Annotated in this window: 19 protein-coding genes and 1 pseudogene; 13 read left to right on the top strand and 7 right to left on the bottom strand. The window is 72.2% G+C overall.

What is annotated here, in order from left to right:
- Positions 1-1101 (bottom strand): LCP family protein, encoded by a 1101-nt coding sequence (locus tag ACQP26_RS26405; RefSeq protein WP_269704071.1) that lies wholly within the window; start codon positions 1099-1101, stop codon positions 1-3.
- A gap of 141 nt (positions 1102-1242) precedes the next feature.
- Between ACQP26_RS26405 and ACQP26_RS26400 the strand changes: the two genes are divergently transcribed.
- Together ACQP26_RS26400 and guaA are read left to right on the top strand one after the other, a co-directional pair.
- A complete protein-coding gene (locus ACQP26_RS26400) occupies positions 1243-2925 on the top strand; it encodes an FAD-dependent oxidoreductase (RefSeq protein WP_433494269.1) in 1683 nt (560 codons plus the stop codon).
- 119 nt (positions 2926-3044) lie between these two features.
- Complete coding sequence (gene guaA, locus ACQP26_RS26395; RefSeq protein WP_433494268.1) at positions 3045-4601, top strand: glutamine-hydrolyzing GMP synthase; 1557 nt, start codon at positions 3045-3047, stop codon at positions 4599-4601.
- Positions 4602-4607: 6 nt separating this feature from the next.
- On the opposite strand, the gene ACQP26_RS26390 is transcribed toward guaA, so the two are convergent.
- Positions 4608-4949, bottom strand: a complete 342-nt coding sequence (locus ACQP26_RS26390; RefSeq protein ID WP_269704074.1) for a PspC domain-containing protein — start codon at positions 4947-4949, stop codon at positions 4608-4610.
- A gap of 144 nt (positions 4950-5093) precedes the next feature.
- Between ACQP26_RS26390 and ACQP26_RS26385 the strand changes: the two genes are divergently transcribed.
- The 3 genes from ACQP26_RS26385 (at position 5094) to ACQP26_RS26375 (ending at position 8333) form a co-directional block, all read left to right on the top strand.
- Complete coding sequence (locus ACQP26_RS26385; protein ID WP_269704075.1) at positions 5094-6041, top strand: NUDIX hydrolase; 948 nt, start codon at positions 5094-5096, stop codon at positions 6039-6041.
- A gap of 120 nt (positions 6042-6161) precedes the next feature.
- Positions 6162-7073 carry an NUDIX hydrolase gene (locus ACQP26_RS26380; protein ID WP_433494267.1) on the top strand — a complete coding sequence of 304 codons (912 nt, stop codon included), beginning with the start codon at positions 6162-6164 and terminating at the stop codon, positions 7071-7073.
- A 345-nt stretch (positions 7074-7418) separates the two neighbouring features.
- A complete protein-coding gene (locus ACQP26_RS26375; RefSeq protein ID WP_433494266.1) occupies positions 7419-8333 on the top strand; it encodes a CDP-alcohol phosphatidyltransferase family protein in 915 nt (304 codons plus the stop codon).
- 62 nt (positions 8334-8395) lie between these two features.
- Here ACQP26_RS26375 and ACQP26_RS26370 read toward each other — a convergent pair whose 3' ends face one another.
- The 3 genes and pseudogenes from ACQP26_RS26370 to ACQP26_RS26360 form a co-directional block, all read right to left on the bottom strand.
- The gene (locus tag ACQP26_RS26370; RefSeq protein ID WP_433494265.1) at positions 8396-9643 is read right to left on the bottom strand and encodes a phosphatidylserine decarboxylase; all 1248 of its coding nucleotides are present in this window, start codon (positions 9641-9643) and stop codon (positions 8396-8398) included.
- Between the two features lie 156 nt (positions 9644-9799).
- Positions 9800-10225, bottom strand: a complete 426-nt coding sequence (locus ACQP26_RS26365; protein WP_433494264.1) for a hypothetical protein — start codon at positions 10223-10225, stop codon at positions 9800-9802.
- Positions 10222-12053, bottom strand: a pseudogene (locus ACQP26_RS26360) (PspC domain-containing protein). The gene ACQP26_RS26365 and the pseudogene ACQP26_RS26360 overlap by 4 nt, the downstream one beginning before the upstream one ends.
- A 178-nt stretch (positions 12054-12231) precedes the next feature.
- On the opposite strand from ACQP26_RS26360, the gene ACQP26_RS26355 reads away from it, so the two are divergent.
- The 7 genes from ACQP26_RS26355 (at position 12232) to ACQP26_RS26325 (ending at position 20584) form a co-directional block, all read left to right on the top strand.
- The gene (locus ACQP26_RS26355; protein WP_433496204.1) at positions 12232-13482 is read left to right on the top strand and encodes a PspC domain-containing protein; all 1251 of its coding nucleotides are present in this window, start codon (positions 12232-12234) and stop codon (positions 13480-13482) included.
- 1 nt (position 13483) lies between these two features.
- Positions 13484-14161, top strand: a complete 678-nt coding sequence (locus tag ACQP26_RS26350; RefSeq protein ID WP_030501521.1) for a response regulator — start codon at positions 13484-13486, stop codon at positions 14159-14161.
- Positions 14162-14747: 586 nt separating this feature from the next.
- Entirely contained in the window at positions 14748-16391 is a 1644-nt protein-coding gene (locus ACQP26_RS26345) for a peptide ABC transporter substrate-binding protein (protein ID WP_269704081.1), read from the top strand.
- Positions 16392-16535: 144 nt separating this feature from the next.
- Complete coding sequence (locus tag ACQP26_RS26340) at positions 16536-17462, top strand: ABC transporter permease (RefSeq protein WP_121685977.1); 927 nt, start codon at positions 16536-16538, stop codon at positions 17460-17462.
- 75 nt (positions 17463-17537) lie between these two features.
- Positions 17538-18521 carry an ABC transporter permease gene (locus ACQP26_RS26335; RefSeq protein WP_269704082.1) on the top strand — a complete coding sequence of 328 codons (984 nt, stop codon included), beginning with the start codon at positions 17538-17540 and terminating at the stop codon, positions 18519-18521.
- A gap of 25 nt (positions 18522-18546) precedes the next feature.
- Positions 18547-19575: an ABC transporter ATP-binding protein gene (locus tag ACQP26_RS26330; protein WP_269706996.1), complete on the top strand. Its 1029-nt coding sequence runs from the start codon at positions 18547-18549 to the stop codon at positions 19573-19575.
- Positions 19568-20584 carry an ABC transporter ATP-binding protein gene (locus tag ACQP26_RS26325; RefSeq protein ID WP_145754060.1) on the top strand — a complete coding sequence of 339 codons (1017 nt, stop codon included), beginning with the start codon at positions 19568-19570 and terminating at the stop codon, positions 20582-20584. Before ACQP26_RS26330 ends, ACQP26_RS26325 begins: the two co-directional genes overlap by 8 nt.
- 85 nt (positions 20585-20669) lie before the next feature.
- Here the strand turns inward: ACQP26_RS26325 and ACQP26_RS26320 are convergent, their stop codons facing one another.
- A complete protein-coding gene (locus tag ACQP26_RS26320) occupies positions 20670-21023 on the bottom strand; it encodes a chorismate mutase (protein ID WP_281579777.1) in 354 nt (117 codons plus the stop codon).
- A 288-nt stretch (positions 21024-21311) separates the two neighbouring features.
- Here ACQP26_RS26320 and pcrA point away from each other — a divergent pair, with 288 nt between their 5' ends.
- On the top strand, positions 21312-23723 hold the full coding sequence (gene pcrA, locus ACQP26_RS26315; protein ID WP_433494263.1) for a DNA helicase PcrA: 2412 nt from the start codon (positions 21312-21314) through the stop codon (positions 23721-23723).
- A gap of 61 nt (positions 23724-23784) precedes the next feature.
- Here the strand turns inward: pcrA and ACQP26_RS26310 are convergent, their stop codons facing one another.
- Complete coding sequence (locus ACQP26_RS26310; protein WP_433494262.1) at positions 23785-24552, bottom strand: M23 family metallopeptidase; 768 nt, start codon at positions 24550-24552, stop codon at positions 23785-23787.
- Between the last annotated feature and the right edge of the window lie 113 nt (positions 24553-24665).

Here is a 24665-nt window from a genome sequence, read left to right as displayed (position 1 = left end):
TCAGTTCTTGACGCGCAGCGACGGGTGGGCGGCCAGGAACGCGTCGGCCCGCCCGCCGCGCAGCGCGGTGAGGAAGTCGCGGCCGAGCGGCTTGAGCTGCTCACCCCGGTAGGCGCCGCCGCTGCTCACCCCGGCGCCGGGCAGCACGACGAGGGTGAGCCGGTCGGCCGGGATACCACCCAGGGCGTACGCGAAGTCGATCAACTTCCGGCCGCCCCCGGCGTACACCAGGGTCTTGCCCAGCGCGGCCACCACCTGCTCGACCCGCTGCGGGTCGCGGGCGGTGCCCTGGTCGAGGATCTTGCGGGCCAGTGCCCGGAGCAGTTGCTGCTGGTGCCGCTGCCGGGTGTAGTCGCCGCCGGCGGTGTAGCGCTGCCGCGCGTAGTCCAGCGCCTGCCAGCCGGTCAGGTGCCGGGTGCCCTTCCGGTAGACCATCTGCGGCCCGACGTATCCGCCGCCGGTCAGCGTCCGCATGGTGCCGTCCGGGCGGCGGTGCCGGGAGGCGACCTGCTGGTCGACGTAGAGGTCCACCCCGCCGAGCGTGTCCACCAGCTTGTCGAAACCGCCGAACGTGATCACCGCCCCGGCGTCGATGCGCAGCCCGGTGTAGCGGGAGACGGTGGTGCGCAGCAGCTCGTACCCCTGGGCGGTGCTGGGGTTGGCCTTGTCGCCCGGCACCCGGCTGCCGTAGCTCATCGCGTGGGTGAGCTTGGTCCGGCCGCCCGGGTAGCGGGCCTTCGGGTAGGCGGGGATGTCCACCACCAGGTCGCGGGGCAGCGAGAACAGGTACGCCTTGTCCAGCCCGGCCGGTACGTGCAGCAGCAGCACCGCGTCGGCGTGCGGCTCCCAGCCGGGGATGCTGACCCGGGTGTCCACGCCGACGAGCAGCAGGTTGAGCGGGCCCTTCAGGTCGGCGCCGGGCGGCGGCGTCGGGCTGGCGGTGGTCGGGGCGGGTGTGGGGGAGGCCGGCGGCGCGGTGCTCGGTGCGGCGGCCGGGGCGGACGGGCGCCCGGACACCAGCCGGGTGGTCACCACCGCTCCGGTGGCCACCAGCAGCGCCGCCACCAGTGCGGCCAGGCCCAGCAGGCGTCGTCTCGTCACGTTCGTGCCTCCCCGTGGAATTCGACGCGCCAGGGGATGCCAAAGGTTGCAGCGGCGGGAATCCCGGCGAATCGAGCGCTCTGCATGATCTGCGAAAAACACTCGCTGGCGCCATAGCTACCGGTCGGTAATGATGCGTTCATGCGTTACGACGTGCTCGTCATCGGTTCCGGGTTCGGCGGCAGCGTCACCGCGCTCCGACTGGCCGAGAAGGGCTACACGGTGGGCGTCCTGGAGGCGGGACGGCGCTTCGCCGACGACGAGTTCCCGCGTACGTCCTGGCGGGCGCGACGGTTCCTCTGGGCGCCCCGGCTCGGCTGCTTCGGGCTCCAGCGGATCACGCTGCTGCGCTCGGCCGACCGCAAGGCCGGCGGCGGCGTGCTGGTGCTCTCCGGCGCCGGGGTGGGCGGCGGGTCGCTCGTCTACGCGAACACGCTCTACGAGCCGCTCGACGCGTTCTACGCCGACCCGCAGTGGCGGGACATCACCGACTGGCGCGACGAGCTGGCCCGCCACTACGACCAGGCGAAGCGGATGCTCGGCGTCACCACGTACCCGATCGACACCCGGGCGGACCAGGCCGTCCGCGCGGTGGCCGAGCGGATGGGGGTCGCGCACACCTACCACCCGACCCCGGTCGGGGTGCACATCGGGCGCCCCGGCGAGCGGGTCGCCGACCCCTACTTCGGCGGGGCCGGACCGGACCGCACCGGGTGCAGCCACTGCGGGTCGTGCATGACCGGCTGCCGGCACGGCGCCAAGAACACGCTGGTGAAGAACTACCTCTGGCTGGCCGAGCGGCTCGGCGTGCAGGTGCACCCGCTGACCACTGTCACAGCGGTCCGCCCCGACCCGGCCGGCGGGTACGCGGTGCACACCGAACGCACCGGCGCGTGGCTGCGCAAGCGGCGCGAGGTGATCCACGCCGACCAGGTGGTCTTCGCCGCCGGCGCGCTCGGCACCCAGCGGCTGCTGCACGGCATGAAGGCGACCGGCGCGCTGCCGGCGCTCTCGCCCCGGCTGGGCGAGCTGACCCGGACCAACTCCGAGGCCATCCTCGGCGCCTCGGTGGCGCCCGGCGCGGCCCGGCGGCGCGGCCTCGACTTCACCGAGGGGGTGGCGATCACCAGCTCGTTCCACCCCGACCCGCAGACCCACATCGAGCCGGTCCGCTACGGCAAGGGCTCCAACGCGATGGGCCTGCTCCAGTCGCTGCTCGTCGACGGGGGTCCCCGCCGCGTCCGGCGCTGGCTGGGCAGCATCGTCCGGCAGCCCGTGCTGGCGGCGCGGATGCTGTCCGTGCGCCGGTGGTCCGAGCGCACCGTTATCGCGCTCGTCATGCAGTCGGTCGACAACTCGCTGACCACCCGCTACCGCCGGGGCCGGCTGGTCTCCGGCCCCGGCCACGGCGCGCCCCACCCGACCTGGATCCCGGCCGGCAACACGGCGGCCCGGCTGCTCGCCGAGGAGATCGGCGGCACCCCGGGCGGTGCGGTCACCGAGCCGTTCAACATTCCGGTGACCGCGCACATCCTCGGCGGCGCGGTCATCGGCGCCACCCCGGACGAGGGCGTGATCGACCCCTGGCACCGGGTGTACGGCCACCCGGGGCTGCACGTGGTGGACGGCGCGGCGGTCTCGGCGAACATGGGCGTCAACCCGTCGCTGACGATCACCGCGCAGGCCGAGCGGGCCATGTCGTACTGGCCGAACAAGGGCGAGGCGGACCCACGCCCGGCGCTCGGGTCGGCGTACACCCGGGTCGAGCCGGTCCCGCCGCGGCGCCCGGCCGTCCCCCCGCACGCCCCCGCCGCCCTGCGGTGAAAGGAAGGGCCCCTTCTTAACGCCTCCGGTAGAGGAAGGGCCCCTTGTTGACACATTCACCCCGCCACACCGCCGGGGCGCGTCCGGCGGCCCGGTGACTGTCGGTAGGCTTTGCGCACATGAGCACGCCTCGCCCCGTCCTCGTGGTGGACTTCGGAGCCCAGTACGCCCAGCTCATCGCGCGCCGTGTCCGCGAGGCGAAGGTCTACTCGGAGATCGTCCCGCATTCCATGCCGGTGTCCGAGATGCTGGCGAAGAACCCGGCCGCGATCATCCTGTCCGGTGGCCCGTCGAGCGTCTACGCGCCGGGCGCCCCGCAGATCGACGCCGGGATGTTCGAGACCGGCGTACCGGTCTTCGGCATCTGCTACGGCTTCCAGGCCATGGCCCAGGTCCTCGGCGGCACCGTCTCGCGCACCGGCAACCGCGAGTACGGCGGCACCCCGCTGCGCCCGCGCCTGACCGAGCCCGGCGTGCTGCTGCGTGACCTCCCGGCCGACCTGCCGGTCTGGATGAGCCACGGCGACTGCGTCACCGAGGCGCCGGAGGGCTTCACCGTCACCGCCGAGTCGGCGGGCGCCCCGGTGGCCGCCTTCGAGGACCTGGCGGGCCGCCGCGCCGGTGTGCAGTTCCACCCCGAGGTCGGGCACACCGCGCACGGCCAGGAGATGCTCACCCGCTTCCTGTACGACATCGCCGGCATCGCACCGACCTGGACGCCGTCGAACATCATCGACGAGCAGGTCGCCCGGATCCGGGAGCAGGTGGGCGACAAGGAGGTCATCTGCGGCCTCTCCGGCGGCGTCGACTCGGCGGTCGCCGCGGCGCTCGTGCACCGCGCCGTCGGTGACCAGCTCACCTGCGTGTTCGTCGACCACGGCCTGCTGCGGGCCGGTGAGGCCGAGCAGGTCGAGAAGGACTACGTGGCGGCGACCGGCATCAAGCTCAAGGTGGTCGACGCCCGGGAGCGGTTCCTCGGCGCGCTCGCCGGGGTGACCGACCCGGAGCAGAAGCGCAAGATTATCGGCCGGGAGTTCATCCGGGTCTTCGAGGCCGCCGCCCGGGAGATCGCCGCGCACGGCGACGTGGAATTCCTCGTGCAGGGCACGCTCTACCCGGACGTGGTGGAGTCCGGCGGCGGCACCGGCACCGCCAACATCAAGAGCCACCACAACGTCGGCGGCCTGCCCGAGGACCTCAAGTTCTCCCTGGTCGAGCCGCTGCGCACGCTGTTCAAGGACGAGGTCCGCACGATCGGCCTGGAGCTGGGACTGCCCGAGGCGATGGTCTGGCGGCACCCGTTCCCGGGTCCGGGCCTGGCCATCCGGATCATCGGCGCGGTCGACGAGGAGCGCCTCGCCGTGCTCCGCAAGGCCGACCTGATCGCCCGGCAGGAGCTGACCACGGCCGGCCTGGACCGGGGCGTCTGGCAGTTCCCGGTGGTGCTGCTGGCCGACGTCCGCAGCGTGGGGGTACAGGGCGACGGGCGCACCTACGGTCACCCGGTGGTGCTGCGCCCGGTCTCCAGCGAGGACGCGATGACCGCCGACTGGTCCCGGCTGCCCTACGACGTGGTGGCCCGGATCTCCACCCGGATCACCAACGAGGTCGCCGAGGTCAACCGCGTCGTCCTGGACGTCACGAGCAAGCCGCCGGGCACCATCGAGTGGGAGTGACGCCGCTCAGGCCGCGGGCGGCGTCTGCGGTCCGGCCCCGGGCTGCGGGGTAGCCGGCGGGACCGGTGCCGCCGGCGGGACCGGCGGCCACCCGGGCGCGGTGCCCGGCGGGTGCGGCCAGGCGGGCGCGCCGGCCGGCTCTTCGGGCATCAGGAACCACATGATCGGGTACGCGAGCGCGGCGAGCCCGCCGGTGAGCACCGTGGCGGTCGCGAAGATCACCCGGATCAGTGTGGGGTCGGCGGCGAAGTAGCGGCCGAGGCCGCTCGCCACACCGGCGATCATGCGGTCGCTGACAGGTCGGCGGAGCTGTTTGTACGGGGCCTGGGAGGGGTTCGGGAAGGTCATGTGTCAACGGTCCCGCGCGCTGCGGCGGTCGACCTCGGTGACCGCCCGGACGGTTACCCTGATCCGTCCCTGAGGCGCCAGCCAAGAGTCAGGAATCCGACTCTTTTCGATGTCGGTAACCCGCTCCGGGGAGAATTTGCTCCCGTGACCACCTCGCTGGAGCCGCTCCGCAGGATCGCGGCATACGCAGTTTGTGCTGATTCAAACGGCCGAGTGTTGCTGGTCCGCGCATCGGAGCGCTCCGGCACCCCCGGCACCTGGTCGCTCCCCGGAGGAGCGGTCGACCACGGTGAGGACCCCAAACACACAGTCGTCCGGGAGACCGCGGCCGAGACCGGGCTCTCGGTGGCGGTCGCCGGCCTCCAGGACGTGCTCGCCGACATGCGGGCGCTACCCGAGCGGCGCATCACGATCCACACCGACCGGCTCCTCTACACCGTGTCGGTCCGTGGCGGGACGCTCACCGATCGGGTCGACCGGCCGACCGACCTGGCCCGCTGGTTCACCCTTGACGAGGCCCGGGAGCTTCCGCTGCGGTCGTTCACCGCACGTGCCCTGGGCCTGCCCACCTCCACCGACGACATCGTGCCGGAGGAGGTGCCCGAGTTCCCCTCGTTCTACGCCGTCCCCGGCCCGGACGGGCTGCACCGGGCGCAGCGCTTCGCCGCGTACGCGGTGGTGACCGACCCGGACGAGCGCGTCCTGCTGACCCGGGTTTCCGACGGCTACCCGGGCGCCGGCTGCTGGCACCTGCCCGGCGGCGGCACCGACTACGGCGAGCAGCCGGGTGCGGCGCTGATCCGGGAACTGGTCGAGGAGACCGGCCAGACCGGCCGCCTGGTCGAACTGCTCGGGGTGGCCAGCCACCGGGACGCCGCCTCGCTCGGCCCGGAGGGCTACCCGATCGACTGGCACGGCGTACGCGCCTTCTATCGGGTGGTCGTCGACCAGCCCGCGCCACCCACCGTGGCCGACGTCGGCGGCTCCACCTGCGAGGCCCGCTGGTTCCGCCGCGACGAACTCGGCGCCCTTCCCACCGACCGCCTCACCGAGGTGACGGCCGAGGCAGTCCAGGCCGCCCACCTTCTCTGACCCGCACCCCCGAGCGCCCCACCCGGCGATCATGAGGTTGACGGCGGGAAATGCCCGCCTCGGTACCGCTAACCTCATGATCGACGGAGTGGGGCGCTCGGGTGCGGGGGAGTGGTGCGGGTGGAACAGCGGCGGCGGGTCGGGGCCTACGGGGTGCTGCGGGACTCCGACGGGCGGGTGCTGCTGGCACGCGGCTCGGCGAAGTGCCCGTACCCGGGGGTGTGGCAGCTGCCCGGCGGCAGCGTCGAGCACGCGGAGCACCCGGCCGACGCGGTGGTCCGCGAGTTCGCCGAGGAGACCGGGCTGACCGTCGCGCCCGGCGCGATCCGGGCCGCGGTGGCCGACGTGGCCGCGTTCGCCGACCTGGGGATCGCGCTGCACACCGACCGGTTGATCTTCGAGGTCGAGGAGCGGGGCGGGCGGCTGCGGCCCGAGCCGGCCGGCGGCACCGACGAGGTGGGCTGGTTCACCCCGCAGGAGGCCGCGAGCCTCCCGCTGATGGTGTTCACCGCCGAACTGCTCGGCCTGCCGGTGACGCCGCTGCCGGCCGGCCTGCCCCGAGGACTGCCCGTCGACCCGGCCGGGCGCTCCGCCGACCGGCGGCAGCGCTTCGCCGCGTACGGACTGGTCACCGACCCCGCCGACCGGGTGCTGCTGACCATGATCGCCGACGGGTATCCGGGCGCGGGTCGCTGGCACCTGCCCGGGGGCGGCACCGACCACGGCGAGCAGCCGGCCGCCGGGCTGCTGCGCGAGCTGGTCGAGGAGGCCGGACAGCTGGGCCGGGTGGTCGACCTGATCGCCGTGGACAACCTGCACAACCCGGCCGCGCTCGGCCCGGAGGGCCGCCCGCTGGACTGGCACGGCGTCCGGGTGATCTACCGGGTACGCGTGGACGCGCCGACCGACGCGGTGGTGACCGAGCTGGCCGGCGGCTCCACCGCGCGGGCCGCCTGGTTCGCGCCGGAGCAGGTAGCGGGCCTGCCGATGACCGACGTCGCCGCCCGCGCCACCGGCCGGCGGGTGAGCTGAATCGCTCGCCGAGCCGCCCTGGTTGACCTCCGGTACAGTCAGGAGTAGGGCCGACCGACGAAAACGGGCGTTGAGCCCCGAGGTGGGAATGAATGGGCGGTTCGCGCGGTTAAGGGAGATATAAGTACCGCCGGCAGCTATCGCCAAGCCCTGGTCCCCTGTGCAATGGTGTACTCCGCAAAAGGGCTGCCGGACCCGAAAGGTCCGGCACGAGACAGCCGGACACCCGCCCCACCGTGGGCGGCAAGCCGATCCGGTGATGGAGGAAACGTGCCGAGAGCCCCATGGCGCCGGCGTCGTACGACTGACAGTCCGCGCCCCGCAGGGCGTCGCTGGGCGGGCAGGTTGCGCCGCAGCAGTACGTTCGCCCGCCAGGTGCTGCTGGTCCGAGTGGGCCGCCGGGACGGCGCGACCGTCTCGGGGACCGACCGGGTCACCCCCGACCACCGTTACGCCGACCGCCAGCGCCTGCGCTACGGCCGGCTCGACACCGACATCGAGACCATGCGCCCGATCAGCCCGGCGCTCGCGCCGGCCGCCCCGGTCGACGACGAGTCTCCGGCGATGGCGATCCCGCTCCTGCCGGGTGAGCGCACCGCTGCCCGGCGGGCCAAGTTCGCGCTCGTCAACGCGTGCACGCTGAGCAGCCTCATGCTCGGCATGCTGGCCATCTTCCTGGCCATGCGCGGTGACGTGCAGATCGCCGCGATCTGCCTGATCGCGTGCGTCGCGTTCGACGGCCTCGACGGCGCGCTGGCCCGCAAGCTCGGTGTGGCCAGCCCGTTCGGCGCGCAGATGGACTCGCTCGCCGACATGTGCTCGTTCGGCCTCGCCGCGCCGGTCGTGGTCTACGCCTCGCTCGCCGGTTCGGTGCCCCCGGCCGCCGCCGCGGTCTCCTGCGCGCTCGTCGCCGCGTGCGCCGCGATCCGGCTCGCCCGGTTCAACGTCTCGCCGAAGGACGGCCGCTTCTTCTGCGGCGTGCCGACCACGATGGCGGCCGCCGTGCTGGCCCTGACCGTGGCCATCGGCGTACCGGTCTCCGGCCTGGTCATGGTGGCCGGCGTGGCACTGCTCGCCTTCGCCATGGTGTCCAGCTTCCCGTACGCCAAGCTGGCCCGGCTGCTGAAGCTGCCGCCGTGGCTCTGGCTGGCCCCGGTGGTCGGCGCGCTCATCGACATCCGGCTCACCTTCGCCCTCGTGGTGGTGGGCTACCTGGTCAGCGGGCCGCTGCTCTGGCTGCACCAGCGCCGTACCGCCTGACCCGACAACGACACAAAAGGGGCGCCGCTGCAGCGGCGCCCCTTTTGCGTGTCCGGCGGCTGTCAGCGCCAGCGGGCGATCACCGTCGCGCCGCCGACCACCTTGTCGCCCGGCCCGACGAGCGGGTCCGCGGCGTCGGCCGGCAGGTAGACGTCGGTACGCGAGCCGAACCGGATCAGGCCGAATCGCTCGCCCCGGGCCAGCAGCGACCCGACGGGTGCCCGCTGCACGATCCGGCGGGCGATCAGCCCGGTGCGCTGCGCCACCACGACGGTGCCGTGGTCGGTGTCCAGCACCGTGTACGCCGCCGCGTTGTGCTCGGCGTCCGGCTTCATGGCGTTGACGAATCCGCCGTCGGCGACGAAGTAGTCGACCACCTTGCCGGCCACCGGGGCGCGGTTGACGTGCACGTCCAGCACCGACAGGAAGACCGCGATCCGCAGCCACTCGCCGTCACCGAAGCGTTCGTCCTGGAGGCGCTGCACGGACAGCACCTGACCGTCCGCCGAGGCGACCACCGCCGACGGGTCCTCCGGCACGTCCCGCTCCGGGTCCCGGAAGAACGCGGCCACCGGCGCGGCGGCCAGCGCCGGCAGCAGCCAGAGCTTCGACTTCGGCCGGGCGGCCCGGGCCAGGGCGGCCAGGCCGAGCGTGATGCCGGCCGCGGCCACCCCGTTCGAGTCGATGTGCATGCCCCGGGTCAGCGGCACGCTCGACGGCCGGTACGCCGGGGACAGCGAGGCCGCGAGCGCGACCGGCGCCGGAGCGAACCGCAGGTGGTGCACCCGTACCGGCGGGGTGTTGCGCAGCACCAGGTCGCTGCGGACGCCGTGCAGCACGCCCTGCCGGTCCAACTCGCCGTCGGCGCCCTCGGTGCGGAACAGCGGCGCGGCGACGCTCAGCACCGCGCCCTCGGCGAGGTACTTCGCCAGCCCGTCGATCGCGGTGCGCGCCTCGTCCGCGGTGCCGGTGAACGGCTCGGCGACGACCACCACCGCGGCGGCGTCGGCCTCGGCGAGGGTGTCGACCACGCGTACCCGGTCGGCGACCCAGCGGCCCTGTGCGGTCACGTGTTCGCGCAGCGCGGCCGCCGCGGCGCCCTCCGCGGGCACCACGGTGAGCCGGTCGCCGGGGAGCAGCGCCTCGATCGCGGCGGCCAGCACCGCGGACTCCGGGGTCGCGCCGACCAGCAGGCCGGCCTTCGGGTCGTTACGCCGGGCGAACTCGCTGACGAGCGTGCGGGCGGCGCGCTCGCCGATGCGGACCGCACCGGAGGGACCGGTGACGCGCACGGCGGGTGACTGGGTCATGTCGGACGGGCTCCTGACGAGATAGCGAACGGACGGGGCGGCTCCGGCGACCCGACCGGCGGCTCCGGCATGGTCGGGGTGCGCGGGCCGGCCGGCGGAGGCGAGATCTCCGCCGACCAGCATAGGCCGCGTCCGAAGGGCGCCGCAGTGGCGCGGTCAGGCCGGATCCCCCGGCGTACGGCGTTCCGGAGCCGCCTCGCCGGCCGGTGGATCGAGCGCCGGCAGTTCGCGGGTGGCCGGCTCCGCGGAGTCGGTGGTGGCCCGGGTGGCCCACTCGTCGGCGCCGTCGGGCGTCTTCGTGTCGGTGACCGCCTCCACGTCGGCGGGAGTCTCCGCGCCGGCGGCCGGGGAGCCGTACGGTGCCGCGACAGTGACGTCCGGCGCGGGTTGTTCCGGCGCGCGGCCGGAGCGCAGCGCGCCGATCAGTCCGAGCAGGCCGATCAGCACCAGCCCGCCGGCCAGGAACCAGCCGACCGGAGGTACGGAGAGACCGAGGATCCGGGCGAGCAGCCACCAGACGGACAGGCCGAGGAAGACGAGTCCGAAAGCGAACGACACGATGTCGGTACGGTGTGCCTTCATCGGGTCACCTCCAGCTTGCCGGCGTTCACGTGGACGAAGAGGCGCAGCTTGCCCCCACCGGGACCGTCGGCACCGGCGTCGGTGGTCTCCCATTGGCGACCGCCGAGCCCGCCGCTGCGCCGGCCGAAGACCGTGGCGTCACCGGCGTTCACGTCGGCCACAGTGGTCACGTCGACGTTCGGCGGTACGACGACTGTCGCGTTGCCGAGGTTCACGTCGACGGTCACCTGGACGTCCTGCTTGTCGAAGTCGATCCCGCGCAGGTCGAGCGTCGCGTCACCGAGGTTGTTCTCGTACCGGTTCGCCAGGTCGCGCAGGTCGGTCGGGGCCCAGGTGACGTTGCCGTCGATGCCGCGTACCCGGTCGTAGGACTCGGCGACGGTGGCGATGCCGAGCGCCGCGGCGGTCACCAGGCCCAGGGCGATCAGCCAGCGGGCCCGGCCGAACCAGGTGCCGACGAGCAGGCCGAGGCCGATGGTCGCGAGCACCGCGGCGAAGTAGCCGGCGGCACCGACCGGGAAGACGTCGAGCAGGTCGAGCATGGCCACCACGCCGAGCGCCAGGAAGATCAGCGAGAACGTGATCGCGCCGAGCGCCGAGCGCTCCTTGGGCCGCTTCGGTGGCCGGGGCGGCCGGACCGGTGGTGGGACGGGTGGCTTTGCCGCGTAGGGGCCGTGCGGGGCGAACGGCGGCCGGTAACCGCCGGGCGGCAGCGGTGCGCCCACCGGCGTGGGCGGCGGCACGGCGGCCGGCTCGCCCGGCCAGGCCGGGCTCCTGCCGTACGCGGGCCAGGTGGCGGTGTCGGCGGCCGGCCCGGTCACGTGCGGCATCGCGACAGTCGTCGGCTCGGACGGGCCCGGCCGGGTGCCGGACGCGGCCGGCCAGCCCGGCGCCGGCAGCGTCGGGTAGCCGGTACCGGAGGGGCCCGCCTCGCGCTCCGCGTCGGACGTGGCCGGGTACCCCGGCTCGGCCGGTGGGTAGCCGGGCTCGGAGACGGACGCCGGCGGGTAGCCCGGTTCGGAGGCGGACGCCGGGGGAGAGCCCGGCTCGGGCCGGCCGGGCGGGGGATAGCCGGGCTCGGCGGGCAGGCCGCCGGACGGCGCCGCGCCGGGGTGTGCCGGTCCGGCGGGCGTGCCGGTCCACGGCGCCGCGGGGGAGCCGCGGTCCACGTACCCGGCGCCGGGGCCTGCGGTGCGGGCCAGGCCACCGGTGGCACCGGACCCGGCGGGGGAGCGTGCGGCGGCGCCGGCTGCGGCGGCTGCTGCCCAGTGCCGCGTTGCTCGCGGTTGAGCAGGAGCGCGCCGCCGATGAGGATCACCGCGCCCAGCAGGATCGCCCGGAACCCGTCGGTGACGACGTAGGCGAAGCCGAGCGCCACCACGATGCCGAGCACGATCACCGTGATCGGGGACATGCTGGACCGGCCCCGGCCGAGCATGGCCTCCACCGGCGAGGCGGTGTCGCCCTCGCCGGGGATGATCAGCCAGCCGGCGACGTACACGATGATGCCGATGCCGCCGAAGAAGCCGAGCACGGCCAGCAGCACGCGCCACAGCACCGGGTCGGTGTTCGTGGCCCGGCCGATGGCGGCGCACACCCCGGCCAGGTAGCGGCCCTCGCGGGGGCGTACCAGGCCGTACCGGGTGGTGAAGCCGGCGGCGCCGGGCGGTGGGGCGTACCCACCGGGTGGCGGACCGCCGAACGGCGTGCCGCCGCCGGGCGGCGGGGTCGCCTGGTCGGTGGTGGGCGCCGCTCCCGGCGGGGGCGGCGGCGGGGCGTCCTGTGCTGCCGCCCAGGGGCGGGGCGGACGGGCAGCGTCCTCGTTCATGCCTTCGATACTGCTGCCCCGGCCGCCCGAGCAGCCTCCGGACCCGACCCTGACCCCACCCTGAGATCCGCCGCCGGTGAAACTCCGGGGCGTCCCCGTGGTCCGGGGCCTCGCCGCCGTGTGACGATCTGAGCGTCGGTGCGCCGCCGGCACAACCGCCTCGACCTGGGAGCCTCCGATCAGCAGCACCCCCGCCCCGCACGCCCCGCGCCTCTACCGGGCCACCGACCACCGGCTGGCCGCCGGGGTGGCCGCGGGCATCGCCGAGCACCTGGGCATCCCGGTGCTGCGGGTACGCGTGGCGTTCATGGTGCTGCTCGGGCTGAGCGGGCTCGGGCTGCTGCTCTACGCCGCCTTCTGGGCGGTGGTCCCGCCCCGCCCCGGCGACACCGCCGTCCCGCCCCGCCGCGACCTCGCCCAGCTGCTGCCGTTCGTGGTGATCGGGCTCGGTGTGCTGCTGCTCCAGGTGGTCGCGTTCAACTCGGTGGGCGCGGCCGGCACCGCCGGCTGGCTGGTGGCGATCATCGCGGTCGGCGCGGGCGTCATCTGGCACCAGTCCGGCCCGGAACGCCGCCGGCAGTGGGGTGACTCGGCGGTGCCCTGGCTGGGCGCGGTGGTGGAGGAGAGCGACAGGCGCGCGTTCGTGCTGCGCTTCATCGGCGGCGGCGTACTCGTCGCGGTGGGCATCATCGGCGTGGCGGCCGTCTACTCGCCGGCGCAGAACTTCGACGCGGTGCTCAACGGCGTGATCTTCGCGCTGGTCGGGCTCGCAGGCGTGGGTGTGGTCACCGGTCCGGTGCTCTGGCGCACCTGGAACCAGCTCCGCTCGGAGCGGGAGGGCCGCATCCGTGAGCAGGAGCGCGCTGAACTTGCCGCGATGGTGCACGACCAGGTGCTGCACACGCTGGCCCTGATCCAGCGCAACGCCAGCGACGTCAAGACCGTCCAGCGGTTGGCGCGGGGTCAGGAGCGTTCGCTCCGCAACTGGCTCTACAAGCCGGCCGCGTCGCCCACGGAGCGCTTCGCCGCGGCCCTGGAGCAGGCCGCCGCCGAGGTCGAGGACACGTTCGCCATCACCGTCGAGGTGGTCGTGGTCGGCGACCGGGAGACCGACGAACGGGTGGGCGCGATCGTGGCCGCAGCCCGGGAGGCCCTGGTCAACGCGGCCCGGCACGCCGGCGTGCAGACCGTGTCGCTGTACGCCGAGGTGGAGCCGGAGCAGGTGAGCGTGTTCGTCCGGGACCGGGGCAAGGGCTTCGACCCGGATACGGTGGAGAATCACCGGCACGGCGTCCGGGGCTCGATCATCGGACGGATGAAGCGGCACGGCGGCCGGGCGGAGATCCGGTCCGAGCCGGGGGAAGGGACCGAGGTCCGGCTGATCCTGCCGATCAGCGGCTCCGGACCCACGGCGGAAAGGGACAAGTGACATGTCCGAGCAGGAACCGGTCGAGGGTACGGCGCCGCGCGGGCCGCTGCGCGTGTTCCTCGTCGACGACCACGCGATGTTCCGGGCCGGCGTCCGCGCCGAGCTGGGGGCGCGCGTGGAGGTGGTCGGTGAGGCCAGCTCGGTGGCCGAGGCGGTGACCCGGATCGCCGCCACCGCGCCGGACGTGGTCCTGCTCGACGTGCACATGCCCGACGGCGGTGGCCGCGCGGTGCTGGAGGCGATGCGGCGTACCCACCCGCAGGTGCGGTTCCTGGCGCTGAGCGTCTCCGACGCCGCCGAGGACGTGATCGGCCTGATCCGCGCCGGAGCGCGGGGGTACGTCACGAAGACGATCTCGCCGGAGGAGCTGACCGACGCGATCCGGCGGGTGGCCGACGGCGACGCGGTGTTCAGCCCGCGGCTGGCCGGGTTCGTGCTCGACGCGTTCGCCTCCCGGCCGGACGCGCCGGTGGCCGACCCCGAGCTGGACCAGCTCACCAATCGCGAGCGCGAGGTGCTGCGGCTGCTCGCCCGGGGGTACGCGTACAAGGAGATCGCCAAGGAGCTCTACATCTCGATCAAGACGGTCGAGACGCACGTCTCCAACGTGTTGCGCAAGCTCCAGATGTCGAACCGGTACGAGCTCTCCCGCTGGGCCGCCGACCGCCGCCTGGTCTAGAAATCCCACGTCCGCGCGGGGGCGGGGCCTCGGCGGCCTCGTACCCCCGGGCGCCTCTGTCGCCCGCTCAGTCGGTGTGGCATCATCCGGACGGACAGAAAACGAGACAGTCGCGCGTCCGTGGGAGTCGCTCAGGTCGGCGCGGTGAACGTCACAACCCTCCCTGCCGCAGGGATGCTTGTCGACCTTTCTATGCCCGTCTTGCCTGTTCAGGGCCCTATCGTCCGTGCGCTTTGTGATCTTTTCTCAAGTATCGGCAACGTGGCGAGCAACTAACGGCTTGATAACGGCACCTTCACGGAAAGGGCCGGTTGGTGTCACAGTGGCAGCACCTCACCCCCCGGTGTGAGGCATCTCGTCGGGCCTGCCGACCACGTGACGCCGCCATCAGCGCCGCCGCGTGGCCGACGGCCCTGCGCGATGTCTCGTCCAGGGTGTGGCGCCCGGCGGATCGGTACCCCTGGGGTGTCCCGAATTCCTCTGCGGTAAACCGGCTTCCTGCGGCTCGGGTCGCCGGTGGTGTCACCCCCAAAGACGTGCGTGAAACTCACGACGGAACCAGGTTAGAAAGAGGAGGCCCCTCGGAATGAGAGTCTCGAAGCGGGCGAGCGGCGCGCTCGCGGTGGGCGCGGCATTCGCGCTCGTCGCGTCCGGCTGCTCCAGCGGGAACAACGACGGTGGCGACGCCGGCGCCAGCTCGGACGGCGCCATCGTCATCGACGGCACCCAGCCGGAGAACCCCCTGGTTCCGGCGAACACCACCGAGACCGGTGGCGGCGCGATCATCGACTGGATGTGGAGCGGTCTGGTCGAGTACCCCAACAACGGTGGGGCGCCGCAGAACCTTCTCGCCGAGTCGATCGACACGAGCGACTCGAAGGTCTTCAAGATCAAGATCAAGCAGAACACCAAGTTCCACGACGGCACCACCGTCAAGGCCGAGAGCTTCGTCAAGGCCTGGAACTGGGCGGCGTACGGCCCGAACGGCGCGCAGAACGCCTCCTTCTTCTCCGACATCCAGGGCTTCGACGAGGTCTACACCGAGGACCCGGACGGCCCGGAGGGCCCGCAGAAGGCTCCGGAGCCGAAGGCCAAGGAGATGTCCGGCCTGAAGGTCGTCGACGAGTGGAACTTCGAGGTCACGCTCACCGCGCCGACCGCCGTGTTCCCGACCAAGCTCGGCTACAGCGCCTTCGTGCCGCTGCCGGACGCGTTCTTCTCGTCCGACCCGGCGACGTTCGGCAAGAAGCCGATCGGTAACGGCCCGGTCAAGCTCGTCTCCTGGCAGGACGACGTCGAGATCAAGCTGACCCGCTTCGACGACTACAGCCTGCGCGACAAGATGAAGATCAAGGACGTCACCGTCAAGATCTACCAGGACGACACGGCGGCGTACAACGACCTGCTCGCCGGCAACCTGGACTTCCAGCAGCAGGTTCCGGTCTCCGCGCTGGCCGGTGAGAAGTGGAAGACCGACCTGGGCGAGCGGGCCATGGCCTCGACCACCCCGTCGACCGGCATCATCGCCTTCCCGATCTACGACAAGCGCTTCCAGAACCCGAAGCTGCGCAAGGCGATCTCGCTGTCCATCGACCGGCAGTCGATCACCGACAAGATCTTCTTCGGTACCCGCAAGCCGGCCGACAGCTGGGCCAACCCGCTGACCCCGGGCGCCGAGCCGGGCAACTGCACCGCCTGCAAGTTCGACGTGGAAGAGGCCAAGAAGCTCCTCGCCGAGGCCGGTGGCTTCCAGGGCAAGCTGACCCTGTCGTACAACGCGGACGCCAGCCACAAGGAGTGGATGGAGGCCGTCGCCCAGCAGATCAAGACCAACCTGGGCATCGACGCGGTCGCCGTCGGCGTGCCGACCTTCGCGGTCTTCCGCGCCAACATCAACGCCTACAAGATGACCGGCGCGTACCGGGCCGGCTGGCAGCAGGACTACCCGGACGTGGAGAACTGGATCAACCCGCTCTACGTCACCGGTGGTTCCTCGAACGACGGCAAGTACAGCAACTCGCAGGTGGACGCCCTCGCCAAGGAGGCCACCGCGGCCCCCAGCATCGAGGAGGCCCACAAGAAGTTCGCTGAGGCCGTCAAGATCATCGACCAGGAAGTCCCGTCGATGCCGATCTACTTCGGTGGCCAGCAGTCCGGCCACTCGGAGAAGATCAAGAAGCTGGAGCTGACCAACGTCGGCGAGCTCGACATCACCTCGGTCGAGCTCTGATCCGAACGGTCTGACCCCGGGTCGGGCTCGCCTACCGGTGAGCCCGACCCGGGGCCGTTCCGCGAGGGGGTGTACAACGAACCCCTCGCACGTTGTCGCCGCCGCGCCGGCTCACCCGGCGCTCCCTGTCTGGAGGACCACCCCATGGGCCGTTATCTCTTGAGACGGCTGCTGCAACTCGTGCCGGTGTTCATCGGCACGACGTTCCTGATCTACTGGCTCGTCTGGTCCGTGCCCGGTGACCCCTTCGCCGGCAAGTGCGGCGACCGCGGTTGCCCCCCGAACTACCGGGCCATGATGACCGAGAAGTACAACCTCGACGAGTCGATCTGGGTGCAGTACGCCAGCTACATGAAGAACCTTCTGCAGGGTGACTTCGGTATCACGTTCGGCGGTCGCGAGATCAGCGACATCATCGCCACGTCGTACCCGAACACCCTGAAGCTGGCGGTGGTCGCCCTCGCCATCGAGGCCGTGATCGGTCTCGGCGCGGGCATCCTGACCGGTCTGCGGCGCAACGGCTTCCTGGACAACCTGGTCCTGGTCTCCACCCTCTTCCTGATCGCCCTGCCGGTCTTCGTCATCGGCTTCGTGCTGCAGTGGCTGCTGGGCGTCAAGTGGGGCATCATCAACCCGACCGTGTCCAACGAGATGCGGTTCAGTGAACTGATCGTGCCGGGCTTCGTGCTCGGAAGCGCATCGATGGCGTACATCGCCCGGGTGGCGCGTACGAGCATCGCCGAGAACCGGCGTGCCGACTACGTCCGTACCGCGATCGCCAAGGGCCTGCCCATGCGCCGCGTGGTCGGCGTGCACCTGCTGCGCAACTCGCTCATCCCGGTGGTCACGCTGCTCGGCACCGACCTCGGCGCCCTGATGGGTGGCGCGATCGTGACCGAGGGCATCTTCGGCATCAACGGCATCGGCCGGCAGGTGCTCCGCTCGATCGTCACGAAGGAGAGCGCTACCGTTGTCGGCATCGTGGTGGTGCTGGTGCTCGTCTATCTCGTGATGAACCTGGTGGTCGACCTGCTCTACGCCGCCCTCGACCCGAGGATCCGCTATGAGTGACCGCCGCAGCGAACGAATCGTCCCAGCAGTCTGCGCGGGCAACCACGCCCGCGCCGAGCGCAACGAGGTGCGGGCATGAGTGACCCGAATACCGCGTCGATCGTGACGACGCCGCCCGCGACCATGCCCACCCAGGCCGGTTCGGGCGCTCCCACCAACGCCGGCCTGCCGGAGAGCGCGAAGCAGCAGAAGCCGCGTGGTCTGCTCGGCGACGCCTGGATCGACCTGCGCCGCAAGCCCTTGTTCTGGATCTCGGCGACGATCATCGTGGTGTTCCTCGTGATGGCGGCCTTCCCCTGGCTGTTCACCTCCGGCGACGCGGTCAACGGCACGCTGGAGCGCAGCCGGGTCGAGCCGTCGTCGGCCGCGTGGTTCGGCTACGACGTGCAGGGCCGCGACGTCTACGCCCGGGTCATCTACGGCGCCCGCGCCTCGATCGTGGTCGCGGTGGTCTCCACCGCCCTGACGCTGCTGGTCGGCGGCACGATGGGCATCATCGCCGGCTACCGCGGCGGCTGGGTGGACGCGCTGCTGTCCCGCATCGCGGACATCTTCTTCGGCCTGCCGTTCGTGCTCGGCTCGATCGTCATCCTGACCACGTTCAACGGGTCCGGCACCGACAACGGCGAGTGGACGATCATGGGGCTGGTCATCCTGTCCCTGAGCGTGCTGAGCTGGCCGGTCGTGATGCGGCTGATGCGCTCCTCGGTGCTCGCCACCAAGGAGGCCGACTACATCGTGGCGGCCCGCGCGCTCGGCGCCGGCACCGGCCGGATCATCCTCAAGCACCTGCTGCCGAACTGCCTGGCCCCGCTGCTGGTCTACGGCACGATCATGGTCGGTTCGTTCATCGGCGCGGAGGCCACGCTCTCGTTCCTGGGCATCGGCCTGAAGAGCCCGGTCGTCTCCTGGGGCATCATGATCAGCGAGGCGCAGAACTACATCCGGGTCTCGCCGTTCCTGCTGTTCTTCCCCGCCGCGTTCCTCGTCGCCGCCGTGCTGAGCTTCGTCATGCTCGGTGAGGCGGTCCGCGAGGCCCTCGACCCGAAGCTCCGTTAGGGGAACTGAGTTGTCCGACATTCTCGTGTCCGAGCAGTCCGCCCCGGGCGCCGACGGATCCGGCCGCCCCTCGGGCCGCCTGCTCGAGGTCGACGACCTTCGGGTGGAGTTCCGCACCCGGGACGGCGTCGCCAAGGTCATCAACGGGGTCACGTACCACGTCGACGCGGGGGAGACCCTCGCCGTGCTCGGCGAGTCCGGCTCCGGCAAGAGCGTCACCGCGCAGACCATCATGGGCATCCTGGACACCCCGCCCGGGTTCGTCACCGGCGGGCAGGTCCGCTTCCACGGCAAGGACATGCTCACCATGTCCGCGGAGCAGCGGCGGCGGATCCGGGGCGAGGGCATCGCCATGATCTTCCAGGACTCGCTCTCGGCCCTCAACCCGGTTTTCACCGTCGGCTTCCAGATCGCCGAGCAGTTCCGCGTCCGGCGCGGCATGAGCCGCTCGGACGCCAAGAAGCGCGCGATCGAGATGCTCGACCAGGTGAAGATCCCCAACGCCAAGGGCCGGTTCAGCAACTACCCGCACCAGTTCTCCGGCGGTATGCGGCAGCGCGCCATGATCGCCATGTCGCTGGCGCTGGACCCCGAGGTGCTGATCGCCGACGAGCCGACCACCGCGCTGGACGTGACCGTGCAGGCCCAGATCATGGACCTGCTCGGCGAACTCCAGCGGGAGCGGCAGATGGGCATGATCCTGATCACCCACGACCTCGGCGTGGTCGCCGACGTCGCGGACCGGATCGCGGTCATGTACGCCGGCCGGATCGTCGAGGAAGCCGACGTCTACGACCTGTACCGCAAGCCGGGACACCCGTACACGCTCGGCCTGCTCAACTCGATCCCGCGGATGGACGAGAAGGGCCAGGAGCTCCGCACCATCAAGGGCCTCCCGCCGAACCTGATGAACATCCCGCCGGGCTGCGCGTTCAACCCGCGGTGCCCGATGGCGCAGCCGGTGTGCCGGGAGAAGGTCCCGCCGCTGCTGCAACTGGGCAACGGCCGGGCCAGCGCCTGCCACTTCGCCGAGGAACTGGTGAACCGTGACTGAGAACATCATCGAGGTCCGTGACCTGGTCAAGCACTACCCCGTGACCCGGGGTGTGGTGTTCAAGAAGACCATCGGTCAGGTCAAGGCGGTCGACGGCGTCTCCTTCGACCTCAAGGCCGGCGAGACGCTCGGCGTGGTCGGCGAGTCCGGCTGCGGCAAGTCGACGCTGGCCCGGGTGCTGATGAACCTGGAGAAGCCGACCGGCGGCCAGGTGCTCTACAAGGGCCAGGACATCTCCAAGCTCTCCGGTGGCGCGCTGCGGCGGCTGCGCCGGCAGATCCAGCTGGTGATGCAGGACCCGTACACCTCGCTGAACCCCCGGATGACGGTGGGTGACCTGATCGGCGAGCCGTTCGAGATCCACCCCGAGGTGGCCCCGCGCGGCAGCCGGCGCAGCAAGGTCAAGGAGCTGCTCGACCTGGTCGGTCTCAACCCGGAGCACATCAACCGGTACCCGCACCAGTTCTCCGGCGGTCAGCGGCAGCGCATCGGCATCGCCCGGGCGTTGGCGCTGCGGCCCGAGGTGATCGTCTGCGACGAGCCGGTGTCGGCCCTGGACGTCTCGATCCAGGCCCAGGTGATGAACCTGCTGGAGAAGCTCCAGGCCGAGTTCGGGCTGTCGTACGTCTTCATCGCCCACGACCTGTCCGTGGTGCGGCACCTCTCCGACCGGGTCGCGGTGATGTACCTGGGCAAGATGGTGGAGATCGGCACCGAGGACGAGATCTACGAGCGGCCGACCCACCCGTACACCCAGGCACTGCTGTCGGCGGTGCCGGTGCCGGACCCGACCGTGCGGGAGAGCAAGGCGATCATCCGGCTCCAGGGCGACGTGCCCTCGCCGGTCAGCCCGCCCTCGGGCTGCCGGTTCCGCACCCGGTGCTGGAAGGCGCAGGACGTCTGCGCCCAGGAGGTGCCGCTGCTCCAGATCCGGCCGGGCTCGGACCACCCGAGCGCCTGCCACTTCGCGGAGAAGCGGGAGATCGTCGTCACCCACGAGGTGGCCTGATCCGTTCCGGACCGCCTGCCGGCGTCAGCTCGACGCCGGCAGGCGGTTCGTCGTCTCCGGGGGCGTCACGGCGTCGGCGCGGACGTCACAGCGGGCCGCGACCGGCGCGCAGCAGCAGAAGCGCCAGCTGGGTGCCGTCGGCGCCGAGTTCGCCGCGGAACCGCTCCAGGATCTCCCGCTCGCGGGAGAGCACGAGCCGGGTCCCGCCGGAGGCCATCCGGGTCGCGCCGACCTCCTGGGAGAGCGCGGCCCGCTCCTGCCAGAGCGCGATGAGGGTGCGGTCGATCTCGTCGATCCGCCGCCGGATCTCACCGATCCGCTCCGCCGCCGCCACGTCGTCGGTGCCGGTCCGGGCCGCCGCGGCGCCGGTCGGGTCGCCGCCGGCCGGCCGGCCGTTGCGCGCCGGGCTGCCGCTGGACTCCACCACGTCAGTCATCATCGTCGTCCCTCTCGGGGCTCGGGCCCGGTACCCGGATCCCGGAACGAAAACGCCCCGGGCTCTGGGGAGCCCGGGGCGTTTCGTAGGTCTGTGATCAGGCGCGACCCACGGCTGCCGGACTCCCGGTGCCGTAGTAAAAGTAGAAGCGCTGATCGAACACGTCGTCGAGTATGCCGACCACCCGGGCGGCCGCGCAAGAAGACGCACCAACAGGTGAGACGTCCGGCGCGCGCCGAGCGGTGGCGCGGGCGGGGAAGTGTCCGCCCGGCGGCATAGACTCGGGCTGCGATGCATCCTCTCTTCGACATCCCCACATCCCCGTCCGCGCCGGAGTCCCCGCCCGCGCCGGAGTCCCGGCCGACCCCGCCGCGCCGCCCCGGGGCCGCCGGGTCGGACCCGCGGGCCCTCCTCGACGGCCTGAACGGCCCCCAGCGGGACGCGGTGACCCACGCCGGCTCCCCGCTGCTGATCGTGGCCGGTGCCGGGTCCGGCAAGACCCGGGTGCTGACCAACCGGATCGCCTACCTGCTCGCCGCCCGCGACGTGCACCCCGGCGAGATCATCGCGATCACGTTCACCAACAAGGCCGCCGGCGAGATGAAGGAGCGGGTGGCCGCGTTGGTCGGCCCGCGCGCCCGGCTCATGTGGGTCTCGACGTTCCACTCCGCCTGCGTACGCATCCTGCGCGCCGAGCACGAGCACGCCGGCCTGAAGTCGACGTTCTCGATCTACGACGCGGACGACTCGCGCCGGTTGATGCAGATGGTCGCCCGCGAGCTGGACCTGGACCCGAAGCGCTACCCGGCCCGGGGCCTGGCCGCCCAGGTGTCGAACCTGAAGAACGAGCTGGTCGACCCGGAGGAGTTCGCCGGCCGGGCCAAGGGGCCGAACGAGCGGGCGCTGGCCGAGGCGTACACGCTCTACCAGCGGCGGCTGCGCGAGGCGCACGCGCTGGACTTCGACGACCTGATCATGACGACCGTGCACCTGCTCCAGTCGCACCCGCACGTGGCGGAGAGCTACCGGCGGCGGTTCCGGCACGTGCTCGTCGACGAATACCAGGACACCAACCACGCCCAGTACGTGCTGATCAAGGAGCTGGTCTCCGGCACCGAGGGGATCCCGCCGGCCGAGCTGTGCGTGGTCGGTGACGCCGACCAGTCGATCTACGCGTTCCGCGGCGCCACCATCCGCAACATCCTGGAGTTCGAGCGGGACTTCACCGACGCCCGCACGATCCTGCTGGAGCAGAACTACCGCTCGACCCAGACCATCCTCAACGCGGCGAACGCGGTCATCGACCGCAACACCTCCCGCAAGCCGAAGCGGCTGTGGAGCGACGCCGGGTCCGGCGAGCAGATCGTCGGGTACGTCGCCGACACCGAGCACGCCGAGGCCGACTGGGTGGCCCGGGAGATCGACCGGCTGGTCGACGACGGCGACACCCGCCCGGGCGACGTCGCGGTGTTCTACCGCACCAACGCCATGTCCCGCGTGTTCGAGGAGGTGTTCATCCGGGTCGGCCTGCCCTACAAGGTGGTCGGCGGGGTGCGCTTCTACGAGCGCAAGGAGGTCCGCGACGCGCTCGCGTACCTGCGCGCGGTGGTGAACGACGACGACACGGTCAGCCTGCGCCGCATCCTCAACACCCCGCGCCGGGGCATCGGCGAGCGGGCCGAGGCGTGCGTGGAGGCGCTGGCCGCGCGGGACCGCATCTCCTTCGGCGCCGCGCTGCGCCGGGCCAAGGACGCACCGGGCATCTCGACCCGGGCGGCGAACGGCATCGCCGAGTTCGTCGCGCTGCTCGACGCGGCCCGGGAGCTGGCCGACACCGGCACGCCGGAGGAGGTGCTGGAGGCGGTGCTGACCCGCTCCGGCTACCTGGCCGAGCTGGAGGAGAGCCTCGACCCGCAGGACGCCGGCCGGGTGGACAATCTCCAGGAACTGGTGAGCGTCGCCCGGGAGTACACCGAGCGGATCGAGGCGCTCGGCGCCGACGACGAACGGGCCACGCTCGCCGGGTTCCTGGAGCAGGTGGCGCTCGTCGCCGACGCCGACCAGATCCCCTCCGACGACCCGGACCATCAGGGCGTGGTCACGCTGATGACGCTGCACACCGCCAAGGGCCTGGAGTTCCCGGTGGTCTTCCTGACCGGCCTGGAGGACGGCGTCTTCCCGCATCTGCGCTCGCTCGGCGACACCCGCGAGCTGGAGGAGGAGCGGCGGCTGGCGTACGTGGGCATCACCCGGGCGCGCCAGCGCCTCTACCTGTCCCGCGCGGTGACCCGCTCGGCGTGGGGCGCGCCCGCCTACAACCCGCCGTCGCGGTTCCTCGAGGAGTTGCCGCCGGAGCTGGTCCGCTGGGAGCGCACCGAGGGGTCGTACACCTCGTGGGGTGGCGGGGGCGGCGGTGTCGGCGGCCGGGCGGACCGCGTGGGCCGCGGTGGCTTCGCCGGCGGCACGCCGAAGGCGACCGAGCTGGCGAAGCGGCTGGGCGTGGACGCCAGCCGCCTGGCCACCGCGAGCGAGCTGAAGCAGGCCCCGAAGGTCTCGGTGGGCGACCGGGTCAACCACCAGCGGTACGGCCTGGGCCGGGTGCTGGCGGTGGAGGGTGCCGGACCGGGCGCCCGGGCGCAGATCGACTTCGGCGACCAGACCATGTGGCTGGTGCTGCGGCACGCCCCGATCGACAAGCTCTGAGCGCCGAGCGGGCCCGGTCCGGCTTGTGGCCGGGCCGGGCCCTCCTCGTTTCGTGGTGCTGTCAGCAGGCCACGTCGATGCCCCGGGCGCGCAGGAACGGCGCCGGGTCGATCTGGTTCCACATCGCGCCCTGGTGCACCTCGAAGTGCAGGTGCGGGCCGGTGGAGTCGCCGGTGGAGCCCTCGTAGCCGATGACCTGACCGGCCTTGACCGTGTCGCCCACGGCGACGGCGAGCCGGCTCTGGTGGGCGTAGTGGGTCAGGTAGCCGTTGTGGTGGTCGATGAAGACCGAGATGCCGTAGCCGTCGCCCACGTCACCGGCCTTGACCACGGTGCCCGCCGCGGCGGCGTGGATCGGTGTGCCGGCCGGCATGGCGAAGTCGATGCCGGCGTGCTGGGTGCCCCAGCGGGGCCCGTAGCAGGACGTGATGCCGGCGCCCTTCATCGGGATGACCCAGGTCGGCTTCTTCGCGACCGTCTTCTTCTTCGGCTTGGGCTTCGCGGTCGCCGTCTTCTTCGGTGCCGGGGTGGTCGTGGTCGCGCTCGGGCTCGGCGACGGGCTGGCCGGTACGGGCGACGGGGTGAGCGGCTCGCGGGCCGAGCGGTCGGCGCGGGCGGCGTCGTCGGCGCGGGCCGCGGCACCGAGGTCGACGGCGGCCGGTGTGGGGTCGGCCGGGGCGGTGGTGACGACGACGCCACCGATGCCGAGGCCGAGCAGGGCCACCGCGCCGGTGACCACGTAAACGGTGCGCCGGGCGCGGCGAGGACGCCGGTGCCGGGCGGGAGCGTTGTCCGGGGTGGGGCTGCTGTGCTGCACGGGATCCTTCATCGGTTCGAGGGGCACGTGACCTCGAAATACTGGTGTCGGTGCAGGTCGCAGCGGGTATCGGGGGTGCGGAGGCGGTGGCCTGCCCGGCCACCGCGCGTCCGGTTGTGGACCGG

This window comes from Micromonospora sp. CA-248089, assembly GCF_050948515.1.
In the GTDB taxonomy this organism is placed as follows: Bacteria; Actinomycetota; Actinomycetes; order Mycobacteriales; family Micromonosporaceae; genus Micromonospora.
Note: the sequence above shows the minus strand (reverse complement) of the source record. Positions and strands in the feature narration are given on the sequence as shown.

Coding starts and splice junctions, on each gene's coding strand:
- ACQP26_RS26400 (WP_433494269.1), top strand. CDS start 1,243: ATGCGTTACGACGTGCTCGTCATCGGTTCCGGGTTCGGCGGCAGCGTC.
- guaA (WP_433494268.1), top strand. CDS start 3,045: ATGAGCACGCCTCGCCCCGTCCTCGTGGTGGACTTCGGAGCCCAGTAC.
- ACQP26_RS26390 (WP_269704074.1), bottom strand. CDS start 4,949: ATGACCTTCCCGAACCCCTCCCAGGCCCCGTACAAACAGCTCCGCCGA.
- ACQP26_RS26370 (WP_433494265.1), bottom strand. CDS start 9,643: ATGACCCAGTCACCCGCCGTGCGCGTCACCGGTCCCTCCGGTGCGGTC.
- ACQP26_RS26365 (WP_433494264.1), bottom strand. CDS start 10,225: ATGAAGGCACACCGTACCGACATCGTGTCGTTCGCTTTCGGACTCGTC.
- ACQP26_RS26350 (WP_030501521.1), top strand. CDS start 13,484: ATGTCCGAGCAGGAACCGGTCGAGGGTACGGCGCCGCGCGGGCCGCTG.
- ACQP26_RS26345 (WP_269704081.1), top strand. CDS start 14,748: ATGAGAGTCTCGAAGCGGGCGAGCGGCGCGCTCGCGGTGGGCGCGGCA.
- ACQP26_RS26340 (WP_121685977.1), top strand. CDS start 16,536: ATGGGCCGTTATCTCTTGAGACGGCTGCTGCAACTCGTGCCGGTGTTC.
- ACQP26_RS26335 (WP_269704082.1), top strand. CDS start 17,538: ATGAGTGACCCGAATACCGCGTCGATCGTGACGACGCCGCCCGCGACC.
- ACQP26_RS26320 (WP_281579777.1), bottom strand. CDS start 21,023: ATGATGACTGACGTGGTGGAGTCCAGCGGCAGCCCGGCGCGCAACGGC.
- pcrA (WP_433494263.1), top strand. CDS start 21,312: ATGCATCCTCTCTTCGACATCCCCACATCCCCGTCCGCGCCGGAGTCC.
- ACQP26_RS26310 (WP_433494262.1), bottom strand. CDS start 24,552: ATGAAGGATCCCGTGCAGCACAGCAGCCCCACCCCGGACAACGCTCCC.